Source organism: Thermomicrobiales bacterium, from assembly GCA_037045155.1.
Classification (GTDB): Bacteria; Chloroflexota; Chloroflexia; order Thermomicrobiales; family CFX8; genus JAMLIA01.
In genome coordinates this window covers 1327227-1353355 of sequence record JBAOIG010000003.1, presented here as the reverse complement: position 1 = coordinate 1353355, position 26129 = coordinate 1327227, and the positions used below count along the sequence as shown (strand labels likewise).

The following is a 26129-nucleotide window of genomic DNA, read 5'->3' as shown; positions in this document are numbered from 1 at the left end:
AACACCGGAGACCGCCCGCCCGCCGTGGGGCAAGCCGCATAACGACTCGCCGCGGCAACGCCCGGCCAGAACCCCAACGTGGGAGAGCGTTCCAACGTCGGATGTGTCGGACGTGGTCGCGTGGCGCCCTTCCCTACGCGGGATCGACCCTGCGTCCCGACATCATCGCCCGCAACCGTGCTTCAACCGCCGGCCACTCATGATCGAGGATGCGGAACCAGGCGGTGTCGCGGTTGCGGCCCTTGACGATGAGGTGCGCCTGCTGGATGCCCTCGAAGATGAAGCCCATGCGCTCGGCAGTGTGGCGCGAGCGGGCATTGAGCGCGTCGCACTTCCACTCTACCCGTCGGTAGCCGAGGCCGAAGGCGTGCCGCAGCATCAGGTACGTCGCCTCGCGGTTCGCGCCGGTGCCCTGGACGAGCGGGGTGTACCAGATGTTGCCGAGCTCGATCTTCAGATGCTCGGGGAAGTTGCTCATGAAGGTGACGACGCCGACTGGCTGGCCGGTTGCGACGTCCTCGACACAGAGCGGCAGCAGATTGGGCGTCTCGGCGAGTCCGCGCAGATACCCGCCCAGCCCGGCGGCGTCGACGAATGGGCCGGCCGGCATGTAGCGCCAGATCTCGGCGTCGGCGTCGTAGGCCCCGACGCGGCGCTCCCCGAGCGTGGCCGGCTCACCGTTTGAGACGGCGTGCAGCGGCGCGACGTCATGCTCCAGATCGAGTGGCCGTAGCCGTACCCGCTTGCCCTCCAACGTCACCGGGTCGGGCTTGATCGGCAGCCGCGCTCGTCGCGCGAGCACATCGTCGGAGAGGGGAATGCCAAAGGGTCGCTCGTCGCTCATGTTGTCTCCTTCATCGTCGCTGGTCGTCAAATGATTGCAGAAACGAGATAGCAGACACAGATCGCTTCCAGCAATAGACGGGAGTCTGTGTTGGCGTGCTATGCTGCGCGTCACAAGTGACAAGGTTTGATCATCAGGGAGTTGGAGGCGCGCGTGCGGGTGACCAGTAGATGGCTGTCCATGTGGGCCTTCGTCCTCCTCGGCGCAATGCTGCTGGCCGGCTGCGGCGGCACGCAACCCAGCGCCTTGATCGACGCTCGATCAACAGTTGCCCCACCGGCGGTGAATCCGACCCAACCGCCCGCCGTCTTCGCCACGTCTCAGCCAACCCAGCGACCGGCGCCGACAGCAACGGCTAGCCCCACCGCATTGCCCCCGACCGTCACGCCCACTACGCAACTTCCGACAATGACGCCGACGTCCGAGCCGCCGACTCCAACCCCTGACCCCTGCCCCGGCGCGATCCCCTGGAACCAGGCAATCGACCACGCCGGCCAGGAGATCACCGTGATCGGCCAGGTTATGGATGCCACCTGGGCCAGCTCGAGTCGCGGCAAGCCCACCTTTCTCAATCTGGGCGCTGCCTACCCCGACCCCGGCCGCTTCACGGTGCTGATGTGGATCGACGCGCGCTACCGCTTCGACGCGCCGCCGGAGGAGCTGTTTATGGGTAAGACCGTTTGCGTCACTGGCACAATCCAGATCTATCGCGACGGGGCCGAGATGGAGGTCGAGTTCCCCGGGCAGATCATCGTGCCGTAGAGAGGGAGCCACTTCCTTCTACTCTCCGGCAGCGCACGTCGATACCCGCGGCCCGTCACACCGAGCCTTCAACGAACCTGCAGACCCTCGGTGTCGTGGAGGTGAGATCGATTCGCATTCCACGGAAAGCGACCACATGGCGCCGCAACCTGAATGCAGGAGTGATATCATCGCGACTTGACATGTCTTACGCAGGTCATTATGCTCATGACCGAACGATGATATAGAGGTGATGGATGGTAGCGACAGTTCGGATCAGCGCGACACCTGCGTTCGAGTTGATCGAGCCGAAGATCGACGAGTCGGCGCGGCTGCTTCAGGACCGGCTAAACGCACTCGCGCCGGAGGAGGTCGCGGCCGTCATCGGCGCCGTTGCTCGCGCGTTGGCGCCGGTCGAAGATGATGTTCCTGACGTCGTCCGCAGATTGGTCGGTGGCGCCCAACTGACGCCAGCCGAGCGGGCGGCGGTGGAGGTCGATGTGCTGATGCGTTCGTTTCAGCGTCGTCGCGAGCTGCTCGACGGGGCGCTGACGACAGCGGAGGTCGCTTGTCTGCTGGATGTTACGCGCCAGACGCCGCATGATCGTGTTGGCAGTGGATCGCTGCTCGCGGTGAGAGATCGCGGCGCGCTCCGCTTCCCTGCCTGGCAATTTGACCCGGACGGACCGGATGGCGTCATCGCCGATCTCCCGCGAGTGTTCCGGGCGTTGAACGTTTCGTCGCTGGCGAAGGTGCGCTGGCTGACGAAGCCCAACGAGATGCTCTCTGGCGCGACTCCGCTAGCGGCGCTGAAGGCCGGCCGAGTCGCCGATGTCACCTCGCTCGCCCAAGGCGTCGGTGTCGACTGACGTGGCCCGGATCGCGCCGCCGCCCCCGGCACGAAAGCCTGGACCGGTGTTCGTCACGTTATCCCAGGGCGCGACAATTGTTCGTATCTTTGATCCTGATCGACGGGGCGCGAACGCACTGACCTTTCGTCATAATGGTCCTCGGAAGCGTTTCGACCATCATCGAGGAGAGGGGCCCGAACGGATACCGGCCGATGATCCAGACCGCGCCGTCTACTACGCGGCGTGGTCCAGGAAGCCAGCGGAAGCGTTTTCCAGTGCGCTGGTCGAGGTATTCGGGGATACCGGAATCGTTGAGTTAGCTAATCGTGTGGTCGCGATGCCTTGCGCGACTCGCTCGCTCCATCTGCTGGATCTCCGTGGGCGGGGTGCCATGCGTGCTGGCACTATTGCCGCCGTCGCGAAGTGCCCTTACCAGCACTCACAGCCATGGTCGCGGTACTTCTACGATACCTCGACAACCTATTCCACGCTCGATGGCGTACTGTATCGGAACGCGCATAATGACGAACCGGCGCTGATGTTGTACGAACGTGCGATGGATGGGCTCCAATGTGACCGGGAAGCGGTGATCCGGCTTGATCACTCGTCCTTGCGTCCACTCCTGCTGGAGATGATGCGCGCGAATAATCTGACGTTCCGATCCCCGACTGTGGTCTGATCAAGTCTCGGTGGGAGTGCTGCTCTCGACCCAGGTCTTGAAGCGGCGCAGATCGCTGGCGACCTGCTCGCTCGCAGTGCTGCCCAGCAGGCGGGCGATGGCGGCGCCGGCCGGACCGCCCGGCGGGTCGTACTCGATCCGCACCCGCACCTCGCTGCCGCGTGCGTCTGGGGTGGCGTGGAAGTGGACCGCGCCGACGTTTGGCGCTGCCGTCTTGCCGACCGAGCGCCACGACAACACCCGATTCGCATCATCGTTGATCGCTTCCGCCTCCCAGGTAACGGTCCTGCCAAGTGGGCCGGCCACAACCCACCGCGAGCGTCCGTCACCGTGGTCGCGCACCGAGATCACGTTCGACAGGATACGCGGCAGGTTCTCGATATCGTGCCAGTCGCGATATACCTGCTCGAGCGGTCGGTCGATCGTGATTGACTCCTCAACCCGCACGCTCATCTCACCTTCCGGCGCGAGCGGACCGCGCAACCAGACCTTGCCCATCAACCCGGCCAGGGCAAGGCCGCTTCCGCCAGCGCCGAGGATGAACCCGGGAAGCGACCGACGGCGTAGCCCGATCCAGACGAGCGCCCCTCCGAGTGCGATCGGCCGCCAGTCGAATCGCTGTCGTTCGGCCAACTCTGCGCGATCCTGCTGATCGCGGGCGGCTGGTATGTTGAACGCATTCGGATCGACATCTCGTAGCCCGACGAGCGGGCCGGGAGTTGTTGTGCCTGGCATTTCGCCCTCGCTCCAATCCGCGCGGCCGCGAAGGCCGGCTGATTCAGGCTCGCGCATCACGCATGCCATGCGGGGCCGCTATACTCGATGGGTTTGGTAACGATGAAGCGAGAAAGAACCAGGAGCATCTCCCCGATGCGCGTGAGCTACCTGACAGGCACTGTGGTCGCGTTCCGGCCTCTCGTCATGGGCGACAAGGCGGTTGCAAGCGCGTGGCACCCATCCCCATATCCGATCGACGCCTCCCGAGCGGAGGAATGGCTGAAGGAGAAGCACAAGAGCTTCTGGTCGCGTGAGGCGCATTACGCGTTGGTGCGGATCGAAGGCGCGGCGACACCTGAAGCGAGCGACGACGAGATCGTCGGATCGGCCAGGATCTGGAGTGACGCTCGGCATGCGTCGGTGGCGTTGCATATTGCGCCGTGGGTCGAGGATGCCGGGGCAATCCGCGCCGATGCGATCCGTGTCATCGTTCCCTGGCTCCATGAGGAGCGCGAGATGCTGGTAACGACGCTGGAGTTGGCCGCCGACGACCGGGAGGGGATCGCCGCGGCCGAGGCGGCTGGCATGGACCAGACTGGCCGGCTACGACAGCACTTTGCCCGGCCCTCGGGGCGAACTGACAAGCTCTATTATCAGAAGGTCAATCGCCTCTGGCGGTTCGAGGACGAGGAGGCCGGCAATGCGTAACGCGCTCGTGGTCGGGCCACGGCTCTATCTGCGGCCCAGCGAGAAGGAGGACGGCGGGGATCTCGCGCGCTTTCAGGCGACCGAGCCGGAGACGTTCATGGAACGCGGCCGCGTCCCGTTCAGTCCGTTGGCCTTCGACGCGCTGATCGACGACATCTTCAAGCAGCAACCGCCGTCGGAAGTCTGGCTCACGGCCTGCGCGAAGGCGGGCGACGCCCTGATTGGCGCGTTTCAGCTCTTCGATATCGATTGGATCAACCGCACCGCCGAGACCGGCGCCTGGATCTACGACCCGGCCTACCGTGGACAGGGGTATGGCACCGAGGCGAAGCACCTGCTGCTGGAGTACGCCTTCGACCACTTGCAGCTGCACGCGCTCAACTCCTACGTCTGGGAGCCGAACGTGCGCTCGGCGTCCGCGGTTCAGAAGCAGGGGTATCGGCCGGCCGGCCGGTTGAAGTGGGAGGATGTCAAGCACGGCGTTCACCGCGACGCGCTGCTGTTCGACCTGCTGCGCGACGAGTGGGTCGTCGCCCGCGACGCCTGGCGTGTTTCGCTGGCCGCGCGGGAGCAGACGTAGGAGAATCGTCATATTCCGGTTATTGGGACGACAGAGAACGCCGGGAACGTCGTAGACAGGGTCCGTTCGGATCATCCACCCGTCACGGGGCCGTCGCGATAACGCTGGTCACCGAGAGACAGGCTGCGGCACAGGAGGCTGGGGCTGGCCTGAGAATCGACACTGTCACCGTCAGCATCAGTTGGCGGGCTATCCACGCCGCTACATGACGGGCCACCGCCGCTGGTCGCCTGAGGCCGGGACTACGCCATGTAGCCGTGATCTCCGCACACCGACAGCGCTTGCCCGGAGATGCTCGCGCCCGCTGGGCTTGCAAGGAACAAGGCCATGTTCGCGATGTCCTGGGCGCTCACCATGCGGCCAAGGGAGATCGGCGCTAGAAACCGCTTCATCGCCTCGTCAACGTCGATTCCGCGCATCGCCGCTCGCGCAGCAACGACCTGGTCGATGCGTTGTCCTTCCACGACGCCCGGTTGAATGGCATTGACGCGCACGTTAAACGGTCCGAGTTCGATGGCGAGGCTCTTGGTCAATCCCACCACACCCCATTTAGCGGCGGCGTAGGGCGTCCGGAGCGGATAGCCCAGCCGGCCGCCGATCGACGAGAGGTTGATGATGCTCCCGCCGCCCGCCGTCTTCAGGAACGGAACGGCCAGACGGGTGCAGTAGAACATGCCGTTCAGGTCGATGGCGACCGTCCTGTTCCACTCGTCAATGCTGATGTCTTCAATTGGCGCTGTCGGTCCAGCGATGCCGGCATTGTTGACCAGGACGTTCATCCCCCCAAGGAATGCGAGCGCTTCTCCGAACATCGCCTCGACGTCATCAGGGTTCGACACGTCTGCGTACGCGACTCCAATATCTGAACGGGCGGAATGCAGCGCGCTGAGCGCGTCGCGGTCAATGTCGCACACAAAGACGCGGGCGCCGGCATCCGCGAAGGTGGTGGCGATGGCAAGGCCGATGCCGGCCGCCCCAGCAGTAACAATCACCTGAAGATCAGCGGCAGAGATATTCATGGTGTCTCCTTGTGCCGGCGCTGCGTGCAGTTGCGTTCAGAACCCCTTGCGCCACCGATCGAGTTGGGCGGTCAGCGCTCGGCCCGTCGTTCGCTACTCGACCGCTATGCTCTCTGCCGCAGTATATGGCCTACGGGTGACACGTCGATGGCCGCTGGCTCGGCGCGAGCACGGCGAGGACGCCGTCCAGACCGCGCTCGCGTTATCGACGGCACGCCGGTGGCCATCTCTTCCACATCACCCCCCGTCGATCTCAACCTCCGCCTCGATCTCGACCGGGATATCGAAGGGCAGGGCGGCCATGCCGACGGCGGAGCGGGCGTGCTGGCCGACCTCGCCTCCCCAGAGCTCGAGGATCAGATCGGAAAATCCGTTGATGACAGCGGGAGTGTTGTTGAAGCCGGGCGCGACGTTCACCATTCCAAACACGCGTAGCCACGCGGTCACCCGATCGAGGTCGCCGATGGCGCGCTGGAGGCTGCCGAGTATCGCGAGCGCAGTCAACCGCGATGCCTGGTAGCCCTGCTCCAACGTCAGATCATCACCGACCTTGCCGAACGGGCCGGCCAGAGCGCCGTCCGGCAACTGTGGGCCGTGGCCGGAGATGAATGCGCGATTCTCGTGGACCCGCACCCAGGGGAAGGGGAGCGCGACTGGCACTTGTGGCGGCAGGACCAGTCCCATCTCTGTCAGACGTTGCTCGATCCGCATCGTCCCTCCCTCTACTGCCGGCTAGCGGACGGCGGCTGCCAGATGATCATCGCGACCGCGCGTGGGAATCCCCAGTCGCGATCGCCTCGTGCCAGCATCCCGTCGAGCTTGCGTTGCAGTTGCTGGTCCTTCTCGGAGCCCTCGCTGAGCCAGAGCCGTCGCCGCGCGCTATCGCGCAGGTCGTTCTCGTCCATCATCCGCATGTGACGCTCGAGGATGCGCACTTCCGGCGTTGCGCCGCGAGCCAGCAGCACGTGCAATAGCTCGCACATGGCTGGCAGGACATACCGCTCCTCGCCGTGGATTTCCTCCCACAGGTCGACGAAGCCGCCCGATGGCGCGCGATCCATCGTCACCGCACAGCACCAGTGGCGCGTCGCGCCCTCGAACGCATCGAGGAAGTCGCCGATATCAGGCAGATCGTAGCCAACGTGGGCCATCAGCGCGGCATCGACCTCGATACCACCAGCCGAGGCTGGCCAGCGCCCGGGGATGACTTCAATATCCCCGATGTCGTACTGACTCATGCCCTGGTCAAGCACCTCACGCATCGCCGGGCTTGGCTCGACCGCGACGACGGGCCGGCCAGAGGCGGCTAGTGGCAGCGCGTAGCGTCCGCCCCCGGCGCCGACATCGAGCCAGCGCGTCCCCGGGCCGCCAAGGCCGAACAGCGCGTCCAGCACCGGGTCACCCTGGCGGCGAGGATCGTCCAGAAAATGGTGAGCGACCGGGGCGTAATAATCGGCTTCCTGCCACTCACGCAGCCGTTCGACCTGCTCCTTTTCGGCCGCAACGATTGTCGCCCAGTCGGCATAGAGCGCGTTGGGATCCGGCCGCAGGGGGGATCGTCGAATCATGTCATTGTCCTCCGTTATGTGCTGTCCGTCCGTCGTGGTGGCTCCGGCGGACGAGCTCATCGAGCAATGTTTCAACTACCGCCTCCGGGTTATCGGTTGTGCCGACGTGCACCGGAGAGGTCTGGATGATGGTACTGCGCGGCGCAGTCAGCCAGTGAAACCGTTCGGAGGGCGGCCACCCGGCCATCGGGCCACCCGCCGTGGCGTCTCCGCTCGCGATCGCCTGGAACGTCGCCAGGTGGCGTTCGATCAGCGATAGATCGGCGGCCGGGTCGAGCGCCCTCAGCCGCTCGGCGTCCAGCTCGATCCGCGCTGCCAGGTAGCCTTGCTCGCGCGCGAACAGGATGATGCCGACGTTCACGCATTCGCCGCGCTCGACGCGCGGGACGACGCGGACGATGGCGTAGCTATACCACCCGGTGGGTGAGCCGTGGCTGGTAGCGCTCCGGTCCGCGCTCTCTCGCATCGATCGCCTCCTGTAGCCAGGCGCGCGGTCCGTTCAGGCGCGCGTCGAGATAGGTGACGTAGCGCTCACGGTGCGCTGCCACGGTCGCGAACTGCGCGTCGCCCGCGAGCCATACATCCGGTATGGATGCGACCGCCGCGCGCAGAACCTCGGGCGTTACGTGCGGACGCAGGCGCTCGTCGGCAGCGCGAAGATCGCCGGCCGCCGGCAGGAGGATGTGATCCTTGATCTGCGGGAACGGCGACTGGACGCGTTCCTCCCAGCCCGCCCAGCTGTGGTGGATGTAGAGTGCGGCGCCATGGTCGATCATCCAGAGCTGATCCTGCCAGACGAGCAGGTTGGGGTTGCGCGGTGTCCGATCGATGTTGGTCAGCCAGGCGTCGAGCCAGACGATCTCGGCCGCGAGATCGGGCGACAGGTTTGTGTCGACTGCCGGGTCAAACGGCAGCGCGCCCGGCAGCCAGCGCAACCCGAAGTTGAGGCCGACACTCCACCGCAGGACGTCCTGGATCTCTGGATCCGGCTCGCCCTTGCCAAACCCCTCGCCCAATTCGAGGATGGCTGCGTCGGGCGTCGGCAGCCCCAGAGCATGACTCAGTTCGGCAACGATCACCTCGGCGATGAGGGCGCGTTCTCCCTGCCCAGCGCCGCGCAGCTTGACGACGTATTGTCCGTCCTCGACGGTATCGACGACGGCGGGAAGCGATCCCCCCTCGCGGAGCGGGACGACGTAGCGCGCGCACGTGTATTGCGGTAGTGGCACCAGCACCTCGATTCAACATGGTTGGCCGGCATCTGGACGGCGTCACGCGGCTAGTCGCCAGACTGTCGCCACCGCCGTCGGTCGCACGCCGCACCCGCAACAGTCTACTCCGGCGCGTTCCATTCGCCGCTACGTCCGCCGCTCTTGTGAATCAGCCGGACGCCCTCGATCCGCATTCCCCGATCGACTGCCTTGACCATATCGTAGACGGTAAGCGCCGCGACGGTGACGGCGGTGAGCGCCTCCATCTCCACGCCGGTCTTGCCGCGCGTCTCGACCCGCGCCTCGATCTCGACCGCCGGACCGGCCTCGTCCGGGGTCAGGGCGACCTCCACCGACGTGATCGGCAATGGATGACACATCGGCACCAGGTCGGCTGTCCGCTTGGCGCCCATGATCGCCGCCACCTGTGCGACGCCGAGGACATCACCTTTGCTGGCGCGACCCTCGATGATGAGTCGAAGCGTTTCTGGTTGCATCACCACGCGGCCGCGAGCGACCGCGATCCGGCGAGTCTCCGCCTTCTCGCCGACATCGACCATCCGCGCGCGGCCGGCTGCGTCGAAATGCGTCAACCGCTGCTCGTCGTTCATCGTCCCTCCTCCGGATTGCGCGTCCTGCCCGTATGATGCCCTAGCGACTTCGATCGGGGAGCGGAAGAGGAGCATGAGAATGAAGATCTACCTGTCAGTGGACATCGAGGGCTGCGCCGGGATCGTCGCCCGCGAGGCGAAGGCAGCGATGCAGCCGATCGGGCGTCAGGCTCAGCCAGACGAGATGGCGGGTATGGCAGTTTACCTGGCCAGCGACGATGCCTCATTCTGCTCGGGCTCGATCATGGTGGTCGATGGCGGCGAGTCTATCCTGCACAACATCGGCTCGTATTTCTAGCTGATCGATCGTCCTTCGTCACGGACCTGGTACTTCTCCAGGGCAGCGTCGAACGCCCGCTGGAGATCGACCCCGGTGCTATTGGCGATGCAGACGAGCGTGAACAGGGCATCGGCCAGCTCGCCGCCAATCTCGGCCTGCTCCTCGTCGGGCTTCACACGTTTGGGGCCGTGCACCTGATTGACGGCGCGCGCAACCTCCCCGACCTCCTCGACCAGCCGGGCGAGATTGGCGAGCGGCGGCCAGTATTGGCCATTCCAGTAGCGGGCGGCCCACTCGTCTACCTGAGCCTGAACAACGGTCAACGGCGGCATCATCACCTTCGCTCCCTCCCACGGCATTGACAGACCCGGATAGCGGGTTGACAATGCGCGCTCGGACAGTACCCAATTGTGCAGCGGTGCGTGGATATATCTGCGTCAGCGTCTGGAGCGCACATGACCGCCTTCTCTTCTGCCTACGACGCCGATCTCCCGATCCCCGACGACGAGACGACAACGCAGCAGGCGCGTCCGCGCCGCGACGCTAGCCCGCCGGCCGATCAACCGGCCTCGGTTGGCTCACGCTGGCTCTCGATTGACCAGGCCTGCCAGATGCTTGGTGTCGATCCATCCACGCTTCGGCGCTGGTCTGACAGTGGCAAGGTGCCGGTGTTTCGCACCCCCGGCGGCCACCGACGCTATGCCGAGGATGATCTGAAGGCGATCGTTACCGGCGACCCGCAGCGTAGTGGCATCAACCGACGGGTGTTGACCAATCGCTCGATGTCGGCCTACGAGCACGACTACCTTGCGCAGGCCCGCACCCGGGCCTGGTATCGCGCCTATGACCCGCGCACGCTCGATGAGATGCGTCCGCTCGGGAGGCGCATGGTCGACCTCACCATCCGCTATATCAGCGGCCGCGGCGACCGCGAATCCCTCCTCGATGAGGGGCGTGATCTGGGGCGGGAATATGGCTACTACTCGGCGCGAGTTGGTCTTTCGACCGCTGACGCGCTGGAGGCGTTTCTCTTCTTTCGCACACCAGTGATTCAGACGGTTTCTGGCCAGATCCTCGACGAGCATCTGTCGAGCCAGCGCGCATCGCGCATTTCGGGCGATCTCACCCACTTTATGGACCAGGTGCTCGTCGCAACAGTCCGCGCTCACCAGGCATACGGTGGGGGAGACTGAGCGCCGAACACCGTCGGCCAACGAGCAGCTAGCGGACGTGCAACTGGCGCGGCCGGCCGGCCCAGAAGCTGTGCAGCTCGCGCACGTTGCCCGCCCATCCCCGCCGAAGCGCCATGAAGCGCAGGTCGGAGACAGTGGCAGACCGTCGATCGGTCAGGAAGACGTAGTGGCCGCTGCCTTCGCCCGGGCCGAGGTGGGGGAAGAGTTCGCCCTCGTTGTAGAAATCGATCACGGCGCCGGAGATATCGATGTAATAGCCGCTGAGTGGCACGATCGAGCCACCGAGGCAGGTCGAGGCGGGGTCGATCGGCGCGCCGCGATAGGCGTCATAGTCAAAGGTGTATGTGCTCGAAAACGGATCCATCGTAATCGCCAGCCGAAATTCGTTCGGCGCAGTCAGCTTGGCGATCTCATCAATAGCGGGCTTGGGGTTGCTCACAGGCGTGTCTGACATCGGGCTTCTCCTCCATGGTCTGGCCAGGCTCGACAGCGCGCGGCGCTCCGTGCTACACCTCTTCGAAAGTATCGCCGAAACGCGGGGGGAATAGTGGGGTCAGATACGACGCGCAAGCCGGCGAGCGGATTCTACTACGGCTGGGTGATTCTGCTCGTTTCCTGGATGCTGATGTTCTTCACGGCCGGCCTGTCGCAGGCGTTCGGGATCTTCCTCAAGCCGATGACCGAGGATTTCGGATGGGACAGGTCGTCGTTTGCGCTGGCGATGTCGCTCTTCGCCATTGTCTCGGCGCTCGTGCCACCGTTTGCCGGCCGGCTGGCGGACCGTTACGGCCCGCGGCTGGTGCTGACGGTCGGCGCGCTGCTCAATGGTATCGGCATGATCCTGATGGCGTTCACCTCGAGCCTCTGGTACGCCTACCTCATCTACGGTGGCGTCATTGGTCTGGGATTTGGCGTCGCGGGGCAGTCCACGAATGCGGCGCTGCTGGCGCGCTGGTTCGTCAAGCGACGGGGTATGGCGCTCAGCGTCTCGTCAACCGGCCTTGGCATGGGCCAGCTTGTTCTGCTGCCGCTGGCGACGTTGCTGATCATCAACTTCTCGTGGCGCATATCGTTCATCGTCATCGGGTCGATGTCGCTGGTGATGGTTCCGATCTGCTTCTTCGTGCTGCGTCGCCCCGAACCGCCCGACGGGCATCACGAAGCTGACGATTCCGTCGCCGTCAGCGAGTTGCCCGAGACCGCCTGTTTGGCGGCCGAGCTGATTCGCCGCGACACACAGGCTGCCTTTCGGAGTCGCGCCTTCTGGCTGCTGATCGGCGGCTTCATGGGTTGCGGCTTCACCATCTACCTGCTCATGACGCATGTCGCCGCCTTGGCGACCGACCGGGGCATCTCCGCAACACAGGCGGGCACCGCGCTTGGCCTGGTCGGGGGCACGAGCCTCGTCTCCGGCGTCATCGTCGGGTCACTCTCCGACCGGATTGGGCGGAAGCATCTGCTGGCGGGGCTCTATTTGCTACGCGCCGCCTCGGTTGTCGTTCTCATGGGCGCCCACAGCACCGAGGCGCTGTATCTGTTCGCGGTGATGTTCGGTCTCTCGCGGGCCAACGGGGCGCTCGTATCAGCCGCTGTGATTGATCTCTACGGGCGTCGGGCTGTCGGGTCGATCCTGGGCTATACGACGATGTTCCACCAGCTCGCGGCCGCGCTGGGCGCGTTCGCCGGCGGGCTTGCCTATGACCTGACCGGCTCGTACAACCTGGCGCTCGCGCCATGCGTTGTCTTGCTGCTGGCCGGCAGCGCCGCCAGCCTGATGATCGACGAGCGCCGACCTTCGGCCAGTCGCCGTCTCCAGCCTGCGCCGGCCTGAGCAGACCGCGACTTGCTATAATTGGAGGTCGCTTTACGACCCGCCGGCATGCGGCTCCAGACGTCGCGCCGCGCCGTTCCGGATGAGGGAGGACGATCGCGATGGCCGGACATTCCAAATGGTCTCAGATCAAGCGTCAGAAGGCCGCGAACGACCACAAGAAGGGTCAGATCTTCTCGAAGCTCGCGCGCGAGATCTACGTCGCGGTGCGCGAGAGCGGCCCCAGCCCGGACCTCAACGTGCGACTGCGATTCGCGATGGAGCGCGCCAAGCGTGAGGGCATGAGTGGCGATACCGTCGAGCGGGCGATCGCCAAGGGGAACGGCGCCAGCGCCGATGGGCTCGATTACCAGACCGTGTTCTACGAGGGCTATGGCCCCGGAGGAGTGGCCGTCATGGCGGTCGCGCTGACTGAGAACCGCAACCGGACCGCGGCTGAAGTCCGCCAGGCGTTCAATCGCCACGGCGGCGCGCTTGGCGAGACTGGCACCGTTGGCTGGCAGTTCGACACCATCGGTCAGATCGTCGTCATCGCAGGCAATCAGGATCCGGACGAGATCGAGCTGCAGGCGATCGAGGCCGGCGCGACCGATGTCAGCAGCGAGGACGGCGAGGTCACGATCATCACCGAGGCGGCCGAGGTCAACGCTGTCGCCGAGACGTTGCGCGCCGTCGGCCTCGATGTCGAGGCAGCCGACGTAACCCGCGTCCCACAGAATCAGGTGGAGATCGAGGGCTCGCAGGCGCAGACTGCGATGAAGCTGCTGGAGGCGCTCGAAGACCTGGAAGACGTCCAGGAGGTGTATACCAACGCCTCGTTCTCCGAGGAAACCGCCGCGGCCTGACATGTGCTTCTCGACGATCGTGAGGCCGCAGCGAACAACACGTTCGCCGTCGCTAATCCCCGAATTCCCCCCTGACTTCCCCACGCCCGACCGCTAGACTGGGAGGCTCACGCCACTTGTTGCGCGTCGGTGGGCAGCGGAGATGATTGGGACCGCCGTGAACGACTCCAGTTCCGAGGACACGACGGCGAGGGTGAGTCCATCTGCGCACCCGCGCGGTCTGCATTCGAACGCCCGGACGAGCGAGGTCCGGCGCGTTCTTGCCACTATCCTCGTGCTCAATTTCCTCGTTGCCGCGGCGAAGATCACCTTCGGGACACTGACCGGGTCGCTGGCGATTGCGGCGGACGGGTTTCACTCCATCATGGACGCATCGGGGAACGTCGTTGCTCTGATCGGCCTGGCGGTATCCGCCCGCCCGCCCGACCCGAACCATCCCTACGGGCACCATCGATATGAGACGTTGACCTCACTCGGGATCGCCGCAGTGATGTTGCTCGGGCTGTTCCTGCTCGTTCAGCAGGCATGGGACCGGTTACACGCCGGCGGCGCGCCGGTGGTCTCGGCTGCCAGCTTCGTCGTCATGCTTGTCACATTGGCAATCAACATAACAGTCACGATCTGGGAGCGCCGAGTTGGACGGAGGCTATCGAGCAGCCTGCTGATGGCCGATGCGCGTCACACGGCGAGTGACATCTACGTGTCGGTGTCGGTTATCGTTGCGCTGATCGTTGTCCGGATGGGGATCGACTGGGCTGACGCGGGGATCACCTTTCTGATTGCTATGGCGATTGCCTGGGGCGCCTGGGAGATCGTCCGCGACGCGACCTTCGTCCTCAGCGACGCCGTTGCTGTCGAGCCGGAGCAGATTGCTGCGACAGCGATGTCTGTTCCCGGCGTTGAGGGGACACACAACATCCGATCTCGCGGCGGTGAAGGCTGGACCTGGGTTGACCTCCATATCCAGGTGGATCCGTCGATGACCGTCGACGAGTCGCACACGATCGCCAGTGTCGTCGCGCGGGAGGTCGAGGCGGCGGTTGGGCCGCCGGCCGATGTCACCGTTCACGTCGAGCCGGCCGATGAGGGGCATCTGGGTGAGGAACGTGGCCACGACCCCTACGCGGCGGGCGGGCACTAAGAGCCTGTTGCGAGCGCTCATCGTGCTGCTGGGCGCGATGGTGCTGCTCGCCAGTTGCGCCAGAGGTGGGGGCGAATCGACCGATCCCACCGCGTTGCCGGCCACCGTCACCACGACGCCAACCCCGACGGCCCACGGGGCAACGCAACCGGCGGTCACTATCCGGCCCTCGCCGACTCGCGCGCCGCCGCGCAGCCCGATAGCGACTGCGACTAGCGCGCCAACGCCCACACTCGCACCGACGCCGACGGCCACCTCGGAACCCACACACGCGCCTGAGCCGACAGCCACTCCGTCGCCCACCTCGACCGGCGGCCGGCCGGTGATCGTCCTCGATGCCGGCCACGATCCGTCCACCGGCGGCGCGCTGGGCGTCGAGCATGTGGACACGTTGCGGACAGCGCTGGCGACTCGCGACGTGCTCGAGGCGGCTGGCTACGATGTCCGCCTGACCCGGGCAGACGCGGAGACCGTCCTGCTCGACCGGGCGGACCTGCGACCGTGGAATGCAGACACAATGGAGCTCGGCTACGTCCAGGGGTATGTCCATGCGAGCGCCGCGATCGCGCTTGACGCAGACCTGCTGATCTCACTGCACTACAACGGCAGCTCCGATCCGGCGGCGGCAGGGATGACGATTTACTACTGCGATGCTGGTGGAGAGCAGAATGCGCAATTCGCCGTTGTTGTCCGAGACGCGCTCGTCGACGCGCTGGCGTCGGTCGGCTATGAGCCGCCGTACGCAGTGACAGCTGAAGATGGCACGATCGGGAAGGCGTATGGCCATCTGGCGACGCTTGGCAATGCCTATGACGCGCCGTTTGTATTCGCGGGGAACCGGCTGGTGGGTGTGCCGGCGGTGTTGACCGAGCCGCTCTTCGAGACGAACCCGGACGAGCGCGCGTTATTGAACGATCAGTCTACCTACGATGCGCTCGCCCGCGGCTATCTCGTGGCAGTGAATGCCTGGTTCGGCCGTTAGGCCTACTGCGTCGCCCGTCGCGCGCGGCTGCGGGGCGCCTTGGCCGGGCCGAGCTGGAAGACGACCTCATCCTCCTCGGACGGAGCAAGCCAGCTCAATGACTTACCACGCAATCGCGCGGCCCTGCTGAAACGGATCTTCTCGCCACGCTCGTAACGTGCGTCGATCTCAACAGCGACGACCTCGCCATCACTGGCGCTGTCGATCACCTCAAGATAGGGCTGGTAGTCAAAGCCAGATGGCTTCTTACTGGCCAATAGCTGATCTCGTTCTTCTCCAGTGACCTTTCGCCACTTCATGAAGCCATCCTTCCGTTGCCGATAACGCACAAATACAAGTGGAGTGATTCTCGACCGAGTCCGATTCACTCCGCAGATAATCATGCACCATACCGGCATCGGAACGCACGTGATTGTTTCGTCGAGATATGTGGCACAGATGAATCGGTCAGACACCTGGCAAGCATTTGACAGAATATCGAGAAGATTTTGTCGGATGCGTGGCCGACCAATCGCGTCGATCAGCAGGATAGCATCCCATTGATCGACGGTCGTCAGTTGAATGCGGTGGGATAACCGTCGAGAAGATCGTTGATCCTCCGCCGCGCGCGAACCCGCCACCCCTGAGGTGGCTCCAGCGGTAGCCCTGCCGTCTTCCGGCGTCGATGGACGCGGTAATAGACATCGTTCAGGTGATCGCGGACGATCTCGCGCCTGCGGTCGGGATCGTGGTGAATGGGTCCGACGATGCTGCTGATATCGCGCACGGCTTCGGCAAGGTAGTCATAGCGTGGATTGTCGGGGTCGTGGTGGCGGCCGCACGGCCTCCGATGTGTCGGAATATCGGGCATGTCGATTCGGATATCATCGGTCAGATGCCGGCCAACCCAGTCGCGATGCTGGCGAAGAGCTTCGCGGGCGTCGTCCAGCAGTTGGCCGCTGGCGGCGTCGATCGACCCGAAGATCGCAACATCCGGCTCGGAACCAACTGCCAGCGTCAGGCCGTCTGCACGTGGATGAACCAGAACGAATGTCACGACGAGCAGTCCGAGCGCCGGCAGCGGTTGTCGTTTCCCTGCCGCGGCCGCGAGCATATGCTGGACGGTTCGCGGTGTGTCCGGCAAGCCAGCGAACCGTAGGGTTGCCGCGATCTGACGCCGAATCCGGCGGGTGGGCTCTGGCACGACGACCGGCCGGCGGGCGAGGTCATCTGGAAGCTCGTCGATCCCGAGATCGAGCGCAGCGGCGAAGATGCCAAGTCGGGTGGTGGCAATTGCCTCCAGCCAGCGGTCGTTCTGCGCCAGCTCGGCGGCGAGCGCCGCATTCGGCGGTTCCTGGATCCACTGCTCGATCACCATCCCGAGATAGCCGCGCGGTGTTGGAAGGGGCCAGTGGATTGCCTGGTCGATCCGGAAATCAGCGACGGGCTGTGGTCGATTCGGCCAGGCGTCAGCCGGATAGTCGAGCCGCGTCAGGAGTGGCGCCGGCTCGGCCATGCGATTGGCCCAGCGGGCGACTGTCGCGCGCATCGTCGCCGGGCAGACATGATCGGGGAGCGGCTCGACGGTCTCGGGATCAGTCAGACGCCAGCAATCGCATTGTGTGATCGAGGAAGTCTCGTCAGGATCGAGATGAACGATGACGCTATCGCTGAGGAAGTCGAGTCGATGCTGTCCGCCGGTGGCGTGCCTCGTCACCATCGCTTGTCCGCCGATCGTGGCCGTTGGTCGACAAATGTCGTGCCGACTCGATGGTACAAAACGGACGCGACAGGACCATGACGATCATCCGCCAACATACAACAATCTCATAACAATGTGCGATACACCGTCAGAGAAGGAATGATTGACACGTGAGATACGAAGACATCACTGCATGTCTGACATTCCGGGCAGGTTGTGCAAACGCGAGGCCCCGATGATCGCAAGCGCTCAGGGACGCTGGAGCGACTGACGGACTCAATGATCAAGCTCGTGTGATGCGTGACGGCCAGGTTACTGCGCCGGTGGAATGCGCGTCGTTGGACCGTCAGTACCGGATGACCGTACGCCCGTGAACCTTTGATTCGTCGAATGTGCCGACCAGCCATGAATGCAGGTCATTGGGAATTGTGACGGTGTCCGGGTTGCCGTCGGAGACATACAGTATCCCCGGGTTGTCCTCGAACACGCCGAACCACTTGTTTAGCTCGTCATCGAACGCCTGGATCCGCGCCATCGCATATGGATCGTACTCGGTGCTGAGGGGGACCACGGTCGGATTAGCGCCGACGAGAAGCGCCGCCTCCCATTCAAAGTGCTGGCCGTTGTAATCGAATCCGCGCAGGAGCGTGTCGTCACCACCCGTAGGATAGATGCCGAACGGCAGTGTCACGACGCGGATCGGCGCGTCGGGCGCAAGCTTGTTGATCTCGATGTTTGCCTCGGCCAGCTGATACATGATCTGGTCGTTCGTCAGATCCCCGAGGCTGACATGGTCGCGCGTGTGATTGCTGAGCTCGTAGCCGTTGGCCACGAGCCACTGTACCTTCATCTGGTCGAGGCCCTGCTGATCCGGCTCTGCTGCGACCGTCGTCCAGTCGAACACCATGTTCGGCAGGACGACGAACAGGCCGCCACGGCCGAAGTCGGGGTGGGCGGCGAAGAACGTCTCCATGATGCCGACGGCGCAGTTCGGATCGATCGCGTACTGGCCAGTGTCCAGGCGCAACAGCCGGAACTGGCCGGCCGGGCTGTCGTCGAACGTCAGCACGACCGGCTTCTTGCCGAGCGGCACGTCGATCCGATCGGCGAGGATCTCGCTGATGTTGATGACGTAGAAGCCGTGGTCGTAGAGCCACTGGAGATCCCCGCGCATCTGGTCCGGAGTGCGAACGAATTGCTCGGGGTTGGGGCCGATCTGGTGGTATTCGAGGATCGGGATCTGGCCCAGCTCGTTTGGCTTGTATTGCTGAAGCTGTTCGGGCGTCAGCGGCGCGGATGACGTCACAGGAGTTTCGGCAGGCTGGCTTACCGGCGTTTCCCCGGCGGGAGTCTGCCCCCCCTGGGCGGCGGCTGGTTGAGTTGCCACAACTGTCGGGGTGGCGTCACCACCACGACGACCGACGCTGCCATATGCCACTGCCACGACCGCGACGACTGCGAGAAGCAGCACGAGTGCTCGGGCCATCCTCAACTCCTGCCAGATTCGGCCGGGGTAGCGAGCCCAAGCAATGGCAGCAGCTCGTCAAGCGTCGCGATCGACGCGTCCGGCTCCTCGCCACCGGGCCAGGTCATCCCCCAGCGATTGACCCAGACCGATCGCATCCCGGCTGCTCGCGCGCCAGGGATGTCGTGGTCGGCAGAGTCGCCGACGTAGATTGCGTCCTCGGGCCGATGGCCGGAGCGCTCCAGCGCAATCGCGAAGATACGCGGGTCCGGTTTCCAGGACCCGACCTCCTCGGAGACGACGATGACCGGGAAACGCGCCTCCAGTCGGAACATCTCGATCTTGGCCCGCTGGATCGTCGATGGGCCATTGGTCACCAGCCCGACCGAGGCGACCTCGCTGATGACGGCGATCGCGTCGAGCGCCTCCTCGAATAGCCTCAGGCCGCGAAAGCGATCCTCGACAAAGCGCTGGCGGGCAAGCTCGGCGACGCCTGATGCGTCGATGCCGTAATCGGCCAGCACCTCGGCCAGGTGTTCGTCCCCTTCGGTCGGATACTGCATCGCGGCGTGGACCGCCTCTTCCAGATCGCCCTCGGCCTGGAACCAGGGGCTGAACGCGTGGCGTGTACGCGTGATCCGGGCGGTGCGATAATCGCAGATGGTATTGTCGAGATCGAAGAGGATCAGCCGAGGTTGGGGGTAAAACGGCCGGCGTGGAGCCAGTGATGTCATCGTTGGTGGCACTTCCTCGGGCTCGCCATCTATCCGGCCAGGTCCGGAGCGGCGGGATGACGTGTGCTGTTGCGAGGCCGATGATACACGCACGGGCAGCCTGCCGGCCACCTCGGCGGGCGGGTTTGATACGGGAATGCGGATTGCGTTATCACCCGAGCCGGGCATCCGGCCCGGACATGGACTACGGAGGAGGCAGACCCATGACCATTGAGCTTGGGGCGGACATCATCGGGTCGGATGGCGCGAAGCTGGGCGTCGTGGATAGCATCGTGATCGACCCGACTGGTGGCGAGGAACGCGCGATTATCGTTCGGAGGGGCTGGTTCTTTCCGACCGACAAGATCGTGCCGATCGACCTGGTGGACCACGTCGACCATGGCAAGGTTCACGTCCGGCTATCGACCGCCGAAGCTGATCAGATGATGGAATACCTCGACGCCGACTATGTGATGCCGCCGGCCGGCTATTACGGAGCCGGTGGCTACATGTGGCCGGCGACCCCATACATCGCCAGCGATCTGATGGTGGACGACGAGATTCATCAGCGGATGCCGAACGCGGTCATGCTTTCCGAGGGCACGATGGTTGTCGATAAGGACGAACACGAGGTCGGGCGGATCACCGAGATCGCCAGCGACGCCCAGCGGCGTGTCCAGGGTTTCCGCGTGGAGCAAGGCTTCTTCCGGCATCACGAGCGCTACATTCCAGCGAACCTGATCGAGCGCGCCGACGATGTCGTCGTCCATCTCTCGGTAGACAAGAGCTCGCTGGCCGAGGTGACTGGCGCGCAGACCACCGACGCTGGCCAGAGCCAGGGCTAACCTGGGGTACGATGCCGCGCTGAACCATGCGATGGGCGATGATTGTGACAACAGGGAGGGACTGAGTGGCCCAGACTGTCGATGTCCAGATGTTTCGCGACGAGTTCCCGATGACCGGCGAGTGGTCGTATCTGAACCACGCTGCCTACGGGCCTTTCCCCCGTCGCACGGTTGAGGCGGTCAAGCGCTGGGCAGACGAGTTCTCCAGCCCGTCGGAGGATTTCTTCTCTCGCCGGCGGTCGACGCCGGAAGAGACAGCCGAGTTGGTGGCCGGGCTGGCCGGAACCCGCGGCGACATGGTTGCCTGGGTCCCGTCGCTGGCCGACGGGATGAACTTGCTGGCCAACGGCCTGACCTGGAAGCAGGGCGACAACGTCCTGATCCCGGCGGATGAGTTCCCCTCGGTCGTCTACCCGTTCCTCAATCTCCAGCGCTTCGGCGTCGAAATTCGCGTCGTCCCGCGCAACGCGGAGGGGCGGACCGATCCGCGACTGATCGAGGCGGCGATGGACGACCGCACTCGCGCCCTGGCGATCTCCCATGTCGAGTATATGGATGGCTTCCGGAATGATCTGGTCGCGCTCGGCGGGCTCTGTCGCGAGCGTGGGATCGAGCTGTTCGTCGACGCGACGCAGTCGTTGGCGGCCCAACCTGTCGATCTCGTCGGCACCGGGGTAACCGCGATTGCCTCGCATGGCTACAAGTGGCTGATGGCCGGCTTCGGTGTCGGGGTTGTCATCTTCGCGGAGGATGCGATCGAGCGAATCGGTGTTACCTACGCCGGCCGCCTGTCGGTGAAGTCCGACTACGAGGACCACGACTACGCGCTCGCCTGGCGCGATGGGGCGGCTCGCTTCCAGACCGGCGGCCTCAACGTGCTCGGCCTGACGGCGCTGCACGCGTCCCTCTCACTGATCACGCAGGCAGGGCCGGCCTGGTCGGCGGCTCATACGTTGGCACTGACCAACCGGCTGGCCGAGGGGGTGGACGAGAAGGGTTACGACGTCGTTTCGGACATGGACCCGAATCATCGTTCGCAGATTCTGACCTTCACCAGTGGCGACCACGTTCGCGATGGCCAGCTGGTCGAGGAGCTGGAGAAGGCCCGGGTTGCGGTCACCCTGCGTGGGCGGGGCGTCCGGGTCTCACCCTACTTCTACAATACCGACGAGGACATCGATCGTCTGCTGCGAGCGTTGCCGCTGCGCTGACGGACCGGGGCTAGAACCGCCTCGCGTCGACGACGATGCTCAAGCCGCCGCCGGGATGTCGTGTTGTGAATGGGCCGTGTGTATCGCGACGCTGGCCCCGAGTGATGCTTTGCTATCCTGAGCGACGTTCGCGTTCGGCAACCAGGTGACACGATCAGCACGGGAGGCAACGGGTGACAAATCCGATCGACGCGCAGATGCGACGTAGTGAGTTTCCGTTTACCGCGGAGTGGGCCTACCTCAACACCGCCTCGTATGGCCCATTCCCGCAGCGCACCGTGCGCGCAATGCAGGCGTGGGTGGCGGGGATTGGGGACGCACCCAACTACTTCGAGACCGCCCGCCCGGACACGACCGCCGACGCGACGCGCATGATGGCCGCGCTGACCGGCTCCTCGCCGGACGCGATTGCCTGGGTCCCGTCGCTTGCCGACGGCATGAACCTGCTGGCACATAGCATCGACTACCGGCCGGGGGACAACGTCGTCCTCCTCGATGGCGAATACCCCTCGGTCGTCTATCCGTTCCGCGCGCTCGAACGGCACGACGTGGCAGTGAAGCTCGTTCCTCGTGATGTCGCCGGCCGCGCCGATCTGGCCCGCATCGATGCTGCGATCGACGATCGCACCCGGGCCGTGGCGATCTCGTACGTTGAGTACATCGATGGCTATCGCAACGACCTGGAAGCGCTTGGCTCGCTGTGCCGCGACCGCGGCGTCGAGCTATTCGTCGACGCAACCCAGGCTCTTGGCGCACAGCCAATCGACGTCCCCGCTTTGGGCGCGACGGCGATCGTCTCCCACTGCTTCAAGTGGCTGATGGCCGGTTTTGGCCTCGGGGTCGTCGTGTTCGCGCCGGGAGCGGTCGAACGATTACACGTCACGTACGCGGGCCGCTTGTCTGTGCGCCGCCCGTTCGACGATCCGGAGTACGCGCTGGAATGGCGCGATGGCGCGGCACGCTTCCAGACCGGTGGGCTGAACGAGGCGGGCATGACCGCGTTGCACGCTTCGCTCTCCCTGGTGAGGGAGGTCGGCTCCGAACGCAGCGCAGCACACGCGATCGGGCTGCTCGATCGGCTGGCGGAGGGCGTCACGGCGGCCGGCTACCGGGTCGTCTCCGATCTGGACCCGAGGCATCGCTCGCAGATCATGACCTTCACGAGCGACGACCAGCAGAAGAACGATGAGGTGTTTCGGCTGCTGACGGAGGCGCGCGTGTCAGTGACGCAACGCCCCTCCGGGTTCCGCGTCGCGCCCTACTTTTTCAACACGGCTGCCGACATCGACCGGTTGCTTGAGGCGTTGCCCGAACGCTAGCGTCGCGCGGCGATGATGACCGCGTGCAGATCGAATCCGGCCGGGCTGCTGGTGATGGCGAAGAGATCGCGCAGCGCCGGCGTTGCGGTCGCCATCAGCTCGCGCGCGTCCGCCTCGCGTTCGGGCGCTGTCTGTGCGCGAGCGAACCAGCCATCGGCGTCAATCCGCTCGCGGCGATGCTCGATGGTGGTGACGCGTAGACCCGCGTCGCTGAACCATCGCTCGTATTCGCTGAGCCGCGGTTCGCGGCGATGTGATGGGTCTCGTAGCCAGTCGAGCCGGTTGATGAGCTCATCGGCAGCATCGTCCTCTGGCGCAATGTGATCGTCAAGAAGCACGATCCCGCCCGGGCGGACGACGCGGGCCATCTCGTGAATGGCCGCGCCGACATCGTTGAAGTGGTGGGCACAGTAGCGGCAGACGACGGCGTCGAATGCTCCATCGGCGAGCGGCAACGCCTCGGCGACGCCAAGGGCCGGGGAGAACACCACCCCCCGCGTGGTCGCCAATCCGCGCGCCTCGGCCAGCATCGCGCGGGTCATGTCGAGGCCCACGAACTTCGCGCCGGCCGCTGCGAAAGCCAGCCCGGTGTGTCCGGTTCCCGTTCCAACATCGAGAACGAGCGCGCCGGCCGGCAGCGCCGCTAGCTCGACCAGCCGCGCCAGGTCGGCGCCTTGCGCGTGGATTGCGCTCGTGGTGTAGGCGCTGGCAATCGGCGTATAGTGCTCGTCCGACCGGCGCACCGGTCGTGGTGATGTCTCGCTCATCGATCCTCCTGCGGCGCAGTGTAGCAGTGGTGGCGAGGGACGGGAACTGGTGGATTCACGGGCAGTCGGGCTGGTCATCGTTGCGCTGGGGGTGGCTGCGATCGTCGTCGGGCTGGTCGTGATGACCGGGGCGTTGTCGTGGTTTGGCCGGCTGCCCGGTGATATCCGGATCGTGCGCGGCCACAGTCGCGTCTACATCCCGCTCGCCTCGATGCTGCTTGTCTCGATCGCCCTCAGCGTCATCATGGCCATCGTGCGACGGCTGCTCTCGTGAGTGGGCTGTCAACGTCAAAGTGGCACATATGTTGGCGCGGCAGCCACCCCCGTGGCCTGTCATCTTGAGCGCGCACGCGAAAGATCTCTCCTGCGTTGGACTGTGTCGAGCGGGTGGGAGATCCTTCGCTGCCGGGTGCCCTCTGGGCGGAGGATGACAAAGGAACGGGGTCAGTTTCCGTGCTGGCTAATTCGTCACTTTGACGTTGACAGCCCATGAGTGGATTGCGGGGCGCGCAGTTATCGTCCCGGCGGCGGGATCTGGTCGATCCAGGTGTAGCGGAACGTGTCGTGGAAGAGCGGACGCAGGTCGGTCACCGAGTATCGCTGCCAAGTCGAGAGGAGCTCCCACGGCGTGATGATGCCGAAGGCATGCTCGACGTAGACATCGCGCATCGCGGCCCAGAAGAACTCCCAGCCTATCTGCCAGGCCACGGCGTACCAGAAGCGCGCGCCCTGCTCGTAGATCGAGTAGTACCACTGCCGATCCACGCCGGACATCTCGAACGCAGTCGCATCGATCGGATAGCGGTAGCCCTCGGCGGGTATCTCCGGCGCCTCGGTGAAACCGGTCGGGAGCCCGCGCTCGAAGAACTCGGCGCCCCCCTCGTCGATCCAGCCGTCGAGCAGCGTCCGATTGCCTATGATGCCGTAGAGCCACTGATGCGCCGTCTCGTGATAGATCAGCCGGTCCAGCGGCGAATAGGCAGGGTTGATGTAGATCAGCATCGGGAACTCGACGCCGCCCGGCATCGACGGCCCTGCGTCGGCGATCCGGAACGTCGCGTAGGGGTATGGCCCGATCAGCGCTGAGAGTTGATCGAGCGCGTCGGCCGCTGTGGCAAGGATGGTTTGCCGCGCCCGTGCGCTGGCATCGACCGTGTACAGCTCGATTGTCACCCCGCCGGCCGAGGTCGATCTGTCGACGCTGTAGGCAGGCGAGAGCGCCAGCGCGAAGTCGCGGACGTTGTCGGCGTGCATCACGTAGCGCGTCCGTCCGTCGGGTAGCGTCTGCCGGCCGGTGATCTCTCCGGTGTGCGCGAACTGGATCGCGGGGTCGATCTCCATCGTCACGTCGAATGTCGCGACGGCCGTGTAGGACGGGTCCAGCGTCGTGCTGAACGGGTGATCGGTCGAGATCACCGGGAACCAGTAGCCGAGGCGTAGCACCTGACCGTCACGCGATGTGCCGGCCCAGCCAGTCGCCTCGAACCCGACGTCCAGCCGGAACGACAGGTCGATGACGAACGGCATCACCAGGTCCTCGGGGATGCCCACGACGTAGGTCGTCCCATCGTTCCGCACCTCCGAGTCGAGTATCCGGCCCTGTGAGGTCAGTGTCCCCAATGTAAAGAAGCCGTCGGAGGCCGGCACAACTTGCAGGTAGAGTGCCTTTGGAACCGGCCCGCGGAACTCGCGGACGGTGATCGTCTCGTTTGCCTCGACTACGCCGCTGGCGACATCGATTGACGTAATGTTGAGCTGGTAGTGCGTGTCGACATCCGGCAGGCCGAGCGCCTGATCGGCCGGCGCTGGTTCCCGTGTGGCGGTGGCCGTCGGCTCCATTGTCGCGGTGGGGGATGGCGTGCTCGTCGCCGTTGGCGGGGGTGTGGCCGTCGGAGAAGGCGCAGCCGGGCGGGCGGTTGGCAGCGTCACTGGTGGCGAAGGTGACTCTGTTGCCGTGGCGGCAGCGCTCACCGTCGGGCTGGGCTCCACGTTGCGCTGCCGTGGCCCGCTGCACGCGCCGAGCAGCAGCGCCACCAGAAGCACGACGACGCCCGCGAAAGCGGACGCCGTCCTCGGACGCTGCGACACAACCGGGAGGCGTCGGGCGGATTCGAACCGCCGATCAGAGTTTTGCAGACTCCTGCCTTGCCACTTGGCTACGACGCCGTAAGCGTTCGCGACCCGGATTCTACCATGCCTCCGACGCCGCGAATCTCGCGCCACTCGTCACCCATCCCATGTCCCGACCTCGTATACTCAGCCTGCCGGCCGCAGCTTGACATGCCGCAGCGGGCAAGGGATGACTGGTCCGGAAGGGGAATGCGACG

The 26129-nt window shown here is 65.0% G+C and carries 31 protein-coding genes and 1 tRNA gene; 15 read left to right on the top strand and 17 right to left on the bottom strand.

Annotated elements, in window-relative coordinates; genetic code table 11:
- Positions 1-133: 133 nt before the first annotated feature.
- Complete coding sequence (locus V9F06_09500; GenBank protein ID MEI2617852.1) at positions 134-844, bottom strand: GNAT family protein; 711 nt, start codon at positions 842-844, stop codon at positions 134-136.
- A 159-nt stretch (positions 845-1003) separates the two neighbouring features.
- Between V9F06_09500 and V9F06_09495 the strand changes: the two genes are divergently transcribed.
- The 3 genes from V9F06_09495 (at position 1004) to V9F06_09485 (ending at position 3115) form a co-directional block, all read left to right on the top strand.
- Positions 1004-1606: a hypothetical protein gene (locus tag V9F06_09495; GenBank protein ID MEI2617851.1), complete on the top strand. Its 603-nt coding sequence runs from the start codon at positions 1004-1006 to the stop codon at positions 1604-1606.
- Positions 1607-1842: 236 nt separating this feature from the next.
- Positions 1843-2454 carry a hypothetical protein gene (locus V9F06_09490; protein ID MEI2617850.1) on the top strand — a complete coding sequence of 204 codons (612 nt, stop codon included), beginning with the start codon at positions 1843-1845 and terminating at the stop codon, positions 2452-2454.
- Between the two features lies 1 nt (position 2455).
- Positions 2456-3115, top strand: a complete 660-nt coding sequence (locus V9F06_09485; protein ID MEI2617849.1) for a hypothetical protein — start codon at positions 2456-2458, stop codon at positions 3113-3115.
- On the opposite strand, the gene V9F06_09480 is transcribed toward V9F06_09485, so the two are convergent.
- A complete protein-coding gene (locus V9F06_09480; GenBank protein MEI2617848.1) occupies positions 3116-3850 on the bottom strand; it encodes an SRPBCC family protein in 735 nt (244 codons plus the stop codon).
- A gap of 135 nt (positions 3851-3985) precedes the next feature.
- Here V9F06_09480 and V9F06_09475 point away from each other — a divergent pair, with 135 nt between their 5' ends.
- Positions 3986-4540 (top strand): hypothetical protein, encoded by a 555-nt coding sequence (locus V9F06_09475; GenBank protein ID MEI2617847.1) that lies wholly within the window; start codon positions 3986-3988, stop codon positions 4538-4540.
- Positions 4533-5120: a GNAT family protein gene (locus tag V9F06_09470; protein MEI2617846.1), complete on the top strand. Its 588-nt coding sequence runs from the start codon at positions 4533-4535 to the stop codon at positions 5118-5120. Before V9F06_09475 ends, V9F06_09470 begins: the two co-directional genes overlap by 8 nt.
- Positions 5121-5362: 242 nt before the next feature.
- On the opposite strand, the gene V9F06_09465 is transcribed toward V9F06_09470, so the two are convergent.
- The 6 genes from V9F06_09465 to moaC form a co-directional block, all read right to left on the bottom strand.
- Positions 5363-6139 (bottom strand): SDR family oxidoreductase, encoded by a 777-nt coding sequence (locus V9F06_09465; protein ID MEI2617845.1) that lies wholly within the window; start codon positions 6137-6139, stop codon positions 5363-5365.
- Between the two features lie 237 nt (positions 6140-6376).
- Positions 6377-6850, bottom strand: coding sequence for a RidA family protein (locus V9F06_09460; GenBank protein ID MEI2617844.1), 474 nt, complete (start codon positions 6848-6850; stop codon positions 6377-6379).
- An 11-nt stretch (positions 6851-6861) separates the two neighbouring features.
- On the bottom strand, positions 6862-7707 hold the full coding sequence (locus tag V9F06_09455) for a methyltransferase domain-containing protein (GenBank protein MEI2617843.1): 846 nt from the start codon (positions 7705-7707) through the stop codon (positions 6862-6864).
- Position 7708: 1 nt separating this feature from the next.
- Positions 7709-8173, bottom strand: coding sequence for a DUF3037 domain-containing protein (locus V9F06_09450; protein ID MEI2617842.1), 465 nt, complete (start codon positions 8171-8173; stop codon positions 7709-7711).
- The gene (locus tag V9F06_09445) at positions 8115-8936 is read right to left on the bottom strand and encodes a HipA family kinase (GenBank protein MEI2617841.1); all 822 of its coding nucleotides are present in this window, start codon (positions 8934-8936) and stop codon (positions 8115-8117) included. Before V9F06_09445 ends, V9F06_09450 begins: the two co-directional genes overlap by 59 nt.
- A 104-nt stretch (positions 8937-9040) precedes the next feature.
- Positions 9041-9529, bottom strand: coding sequence for a cyclic pyranopterin monophosphate synthase MoaC (gene moaC / locus V9F06_09440; protein MEI2617840.1), 489 nt, complete (start codon positions 9527-9529; stop codon positions 9041-9043).
- A 79-nt stretch (positions 9530-9608) separates the two neighbouring features.
- Here moaC and V9F06_09435 point away from each other — a divergent pair, with 79 nt between their 5' ends.
- The gene (locus V9F06_09435; protein MEI2617839.1) at positions 9609-9827 is read left to right on the top strand and encodes an SDR family oxidoreductase; all 219 of its coding nucleotides are present in this window, start codon (positions 9609-9611) and stop codon (positions 9825-9827) included.
- Here the strand turns inward: V9F06_09435 and V9F06_09430 are convergent.
- Positions 9824-10144 (bottom strand): nucleotide pyrophosphohydrolase, encoded by a 321-nt coding sequence (locus tag V9F06_09430; GenBank protein ID MEI2617838.1) that lies wholly within the window; start codon positions 10142-10144, stop codon positions 9824-9826. The genes V9F06_09435 and V9F06_09430 overlap by 4 nt on opposite strands.
- A gap of 120 nt (positions 10145-10264) precedes the next feature.
- On the opposite strand from V9F06_09430, the gene V9F06_09425 reads away from it, so the two are divergent.
- The gene (locus tag V9F06_09425) at positions 10265-11002 is read left to right on the top strand and encodes a helix-turn-helix domain-containing protein (GenBank protein MEI2617837.1); all 738 of its coding nucleotides are present in this window, start codon (positions 10265-10267) and stop codon (positions 11000-11002) included.
- A 28-nt stretch (positions 11003-11030) separates the two neighbouring features.
- Here the strand turns inward: V9F06_09425 and V9F06_09420 are convergent, their stop codons facing one another.
- Positions 11031-11456, bottom strand: coding sequence for a hypothetical protein (locus V9F06_09420; GenBank protein ID MEI2617836.1), 426 nt, complete (start codon positions 11454-11456; stop codon positions 11031-11033).
- Positions 11457-11549: 93 nt separating this feature from the next.
- On the opposite strand from V9F06_09420, the gene V9F06_09415 reads away from it, so the two are divergent.
- From V9F06_09415 to V9F06_09400, 4 genes are all read left to right on the top strand, one after another.
- Positions 11550-12833 carry an MFS transporter gene (locus tag V9F06_09415; protein ID MEI2617835.1) on the top strand — a complete coding sequence of 428 codons (1284 nt, stop codon included), beginning with the start codon at positions 11550-11552 and terminating at the stop codon, positions 12831-12833.
- 101 nt (positions 12834-12934) lie between these two features.
- Positions 12935-13678 carry a YebC/PmpR family DNA-binding transcriptional regulator gene (locus V9F06_09410; protein ID MEI2617834.1) on the top strand — a complete coding sequence of 248 codons (744 nt, stop codon included), beginning with the start codon at positions 12935-12937 and terminating at the stop codon, positions 13676-13678.
- 193 nt (positions 13679-13871) lie between these two features.
- Positions 13872-14819 carry a cation diffusion facilitator family transporter gene (locus V9F06_09405; protein MEI2617833.1) on the top strand — a complete coding sequence of 316 codons (948 nt, stop codon included), beginning with the start codon at positions 13872-13874 and terminating at the stop codon, positions 14817-14819.
- The gene (locus tag V9F06_09400; protein MEI2617832.1) at positions 14785-15801 is read left to right on the top strand and encodes an N-acetylmuramoyl-L-alanine amidase; all 1017 of its coding nucleotides are present in this window, start codon (positions 14785-14787) and stop codon (positions 15799-15801) included. Before V9F06_09405 ends, V9F06_09400 begins: the two co-directional genes overlap by 35 nt.
- Before the next feature lie 2 nt (positions 15802-15803).
- Here V9F06_09400 and V9F06_09395 read toward each other — a convergent pair whose 3' ends face one another.
- The 4 genes from V9F06_09395 to V9F06_09380 all read right to left on the bottom strand — a co-directional run bounded on the left by V9F06_09395 (position 15804) and on the right by V9F06_09380 (position 19681).
- Entirely contained in the window at positions 15804-16100 is a 297-nt protein-coding gene (locus V9F06_09395) for a hypothetical protein (protein MEI2617831.1), read from the bottom strand.
- A 254-nt stretch (positions 16101-16354) separates the two neighbouring features.
- Positions 16355-17500, bottom strand: a complete 1146-nt coding sequence (locus V9F06_09390; protein MEI2617830.1) for a hypothetical protein — start codon at positions 17498-17500, stop codon at positions 16355-16357.
- Positions 17501-17828: 328 nt separating this feature from the next.
- Entirely contained in the window at positions 17829-18968 is a 1140-nt protein-coding gene (locus tag V9F06_09385; protein MEI2617829.1) for a polysaccharide deacetylase family protein, read from the bottom strand.
- A 2-nt stretch (positions 18969-18970) separates the two neighbouring features.
- Complete coding sequence (locus V9F06_09380) at positions 18971-19681, bottom strand: HAD family hydrolase (GenBank protein ID MEI2617828.1); 711 nt, start codon at positions 19679-19681, stop codon at positions 18971-18973.
- 203 nt (positions 19682-19884) lie between these two features.
- Here V9F06_09380 and V9F06_09375 point away from each other — a divergent pair, with 203 nt between their 5' ends.
- The 3 genes from V9F06_09375 to V9F06_09365 all read left to right on the top strand — a co-directional run bounded on the left by V9F06_09375 (position 19885) and on the right by V9F06_09365 (position 23035).
- On the top strand, positions 19885-20505 hold the full coding sequence (locus V9F06_09375; GenBank protein ID MEI2617827.1) for a PRC-barrel domain-containing protein: 621 nt from the start codon (positions 19885-19887) through the stop codon (positions 20503-20505).
- Positions 20506-20570: 65 nt separating this feature from the next.
- Complete coding sequence (locus V9F06_09370) at positions 20571-21716, top strand: aminotransferase class V-fold PLP-dependent enzyme (GenBank protein MEI2617826.1); 1146 nt, start codon at positions 20571-20573, stop codon at positions 21714-21716.
- Between the two features lie 173 nt (positions 21717-21889).
- A complete protein-coding gene (locus tag V9F06_09365; GenBank protein MEI2617825.1) occupies positions 21890-23035 on the top strand; it encodes an aminotransferase class V-fold PLP-dependent enzyme in 1146 nt (381 codons plus the stop codon).
- On the opposite strand, the gene V9F06_09360 is transcribed toward V9F06_09365, so the two are convergent.
- Positions 23032-23802, bottom strand: a complete 771-nt coding sequence (locus tag V9F06_09360; protein MEI2617824.1) for a class I SAM-dependent methyltransferase — start codon at positions 23800-23802, stop codon at positions 23032-23034. The genes V9F06_09365 and V9F06_09360 overlap by 4 nt on opposite strands.
- 49 nt (positions 23803-23851) lie before the next feature.
- Here V9F06_09360 and V9F06_09355 point away from each other — a divergent pair, with 49 nt between their 5' ends.
- Complete coding sequence (locus V9F06_09355; protein ID MEI2617823.1) at positions 23852-24076, top strand: DUF2905 domain-containing protein; 225 nt, start codon at positions 23852-23854, stop codon at positions 24074-24076.
- A gap of 239 nt (positions 24077-24315) precedes the next feature.
- On the opposite strand, the gene V9F06_09350 is transcribed toward V9F06_09355, so the two are convergent.
- Complete coding sequence (locus V9F06_09350; protein MEI2617822.1) at positions 24316-25773, bottom strand: hypothetical protein; 1458 nt, start codon at positions 25771-25773, stop codon at positions 24316-24318.
- Positions 25774-25897: 124 nt separating this feature from the next.
- Positions 25898-25968: transfer RNA gene (locus tag V9F06_09345), tRNA-Cys, on the bottom strand.
- Positions 25969-26129 lie beyond the last annotated feature (161 nt).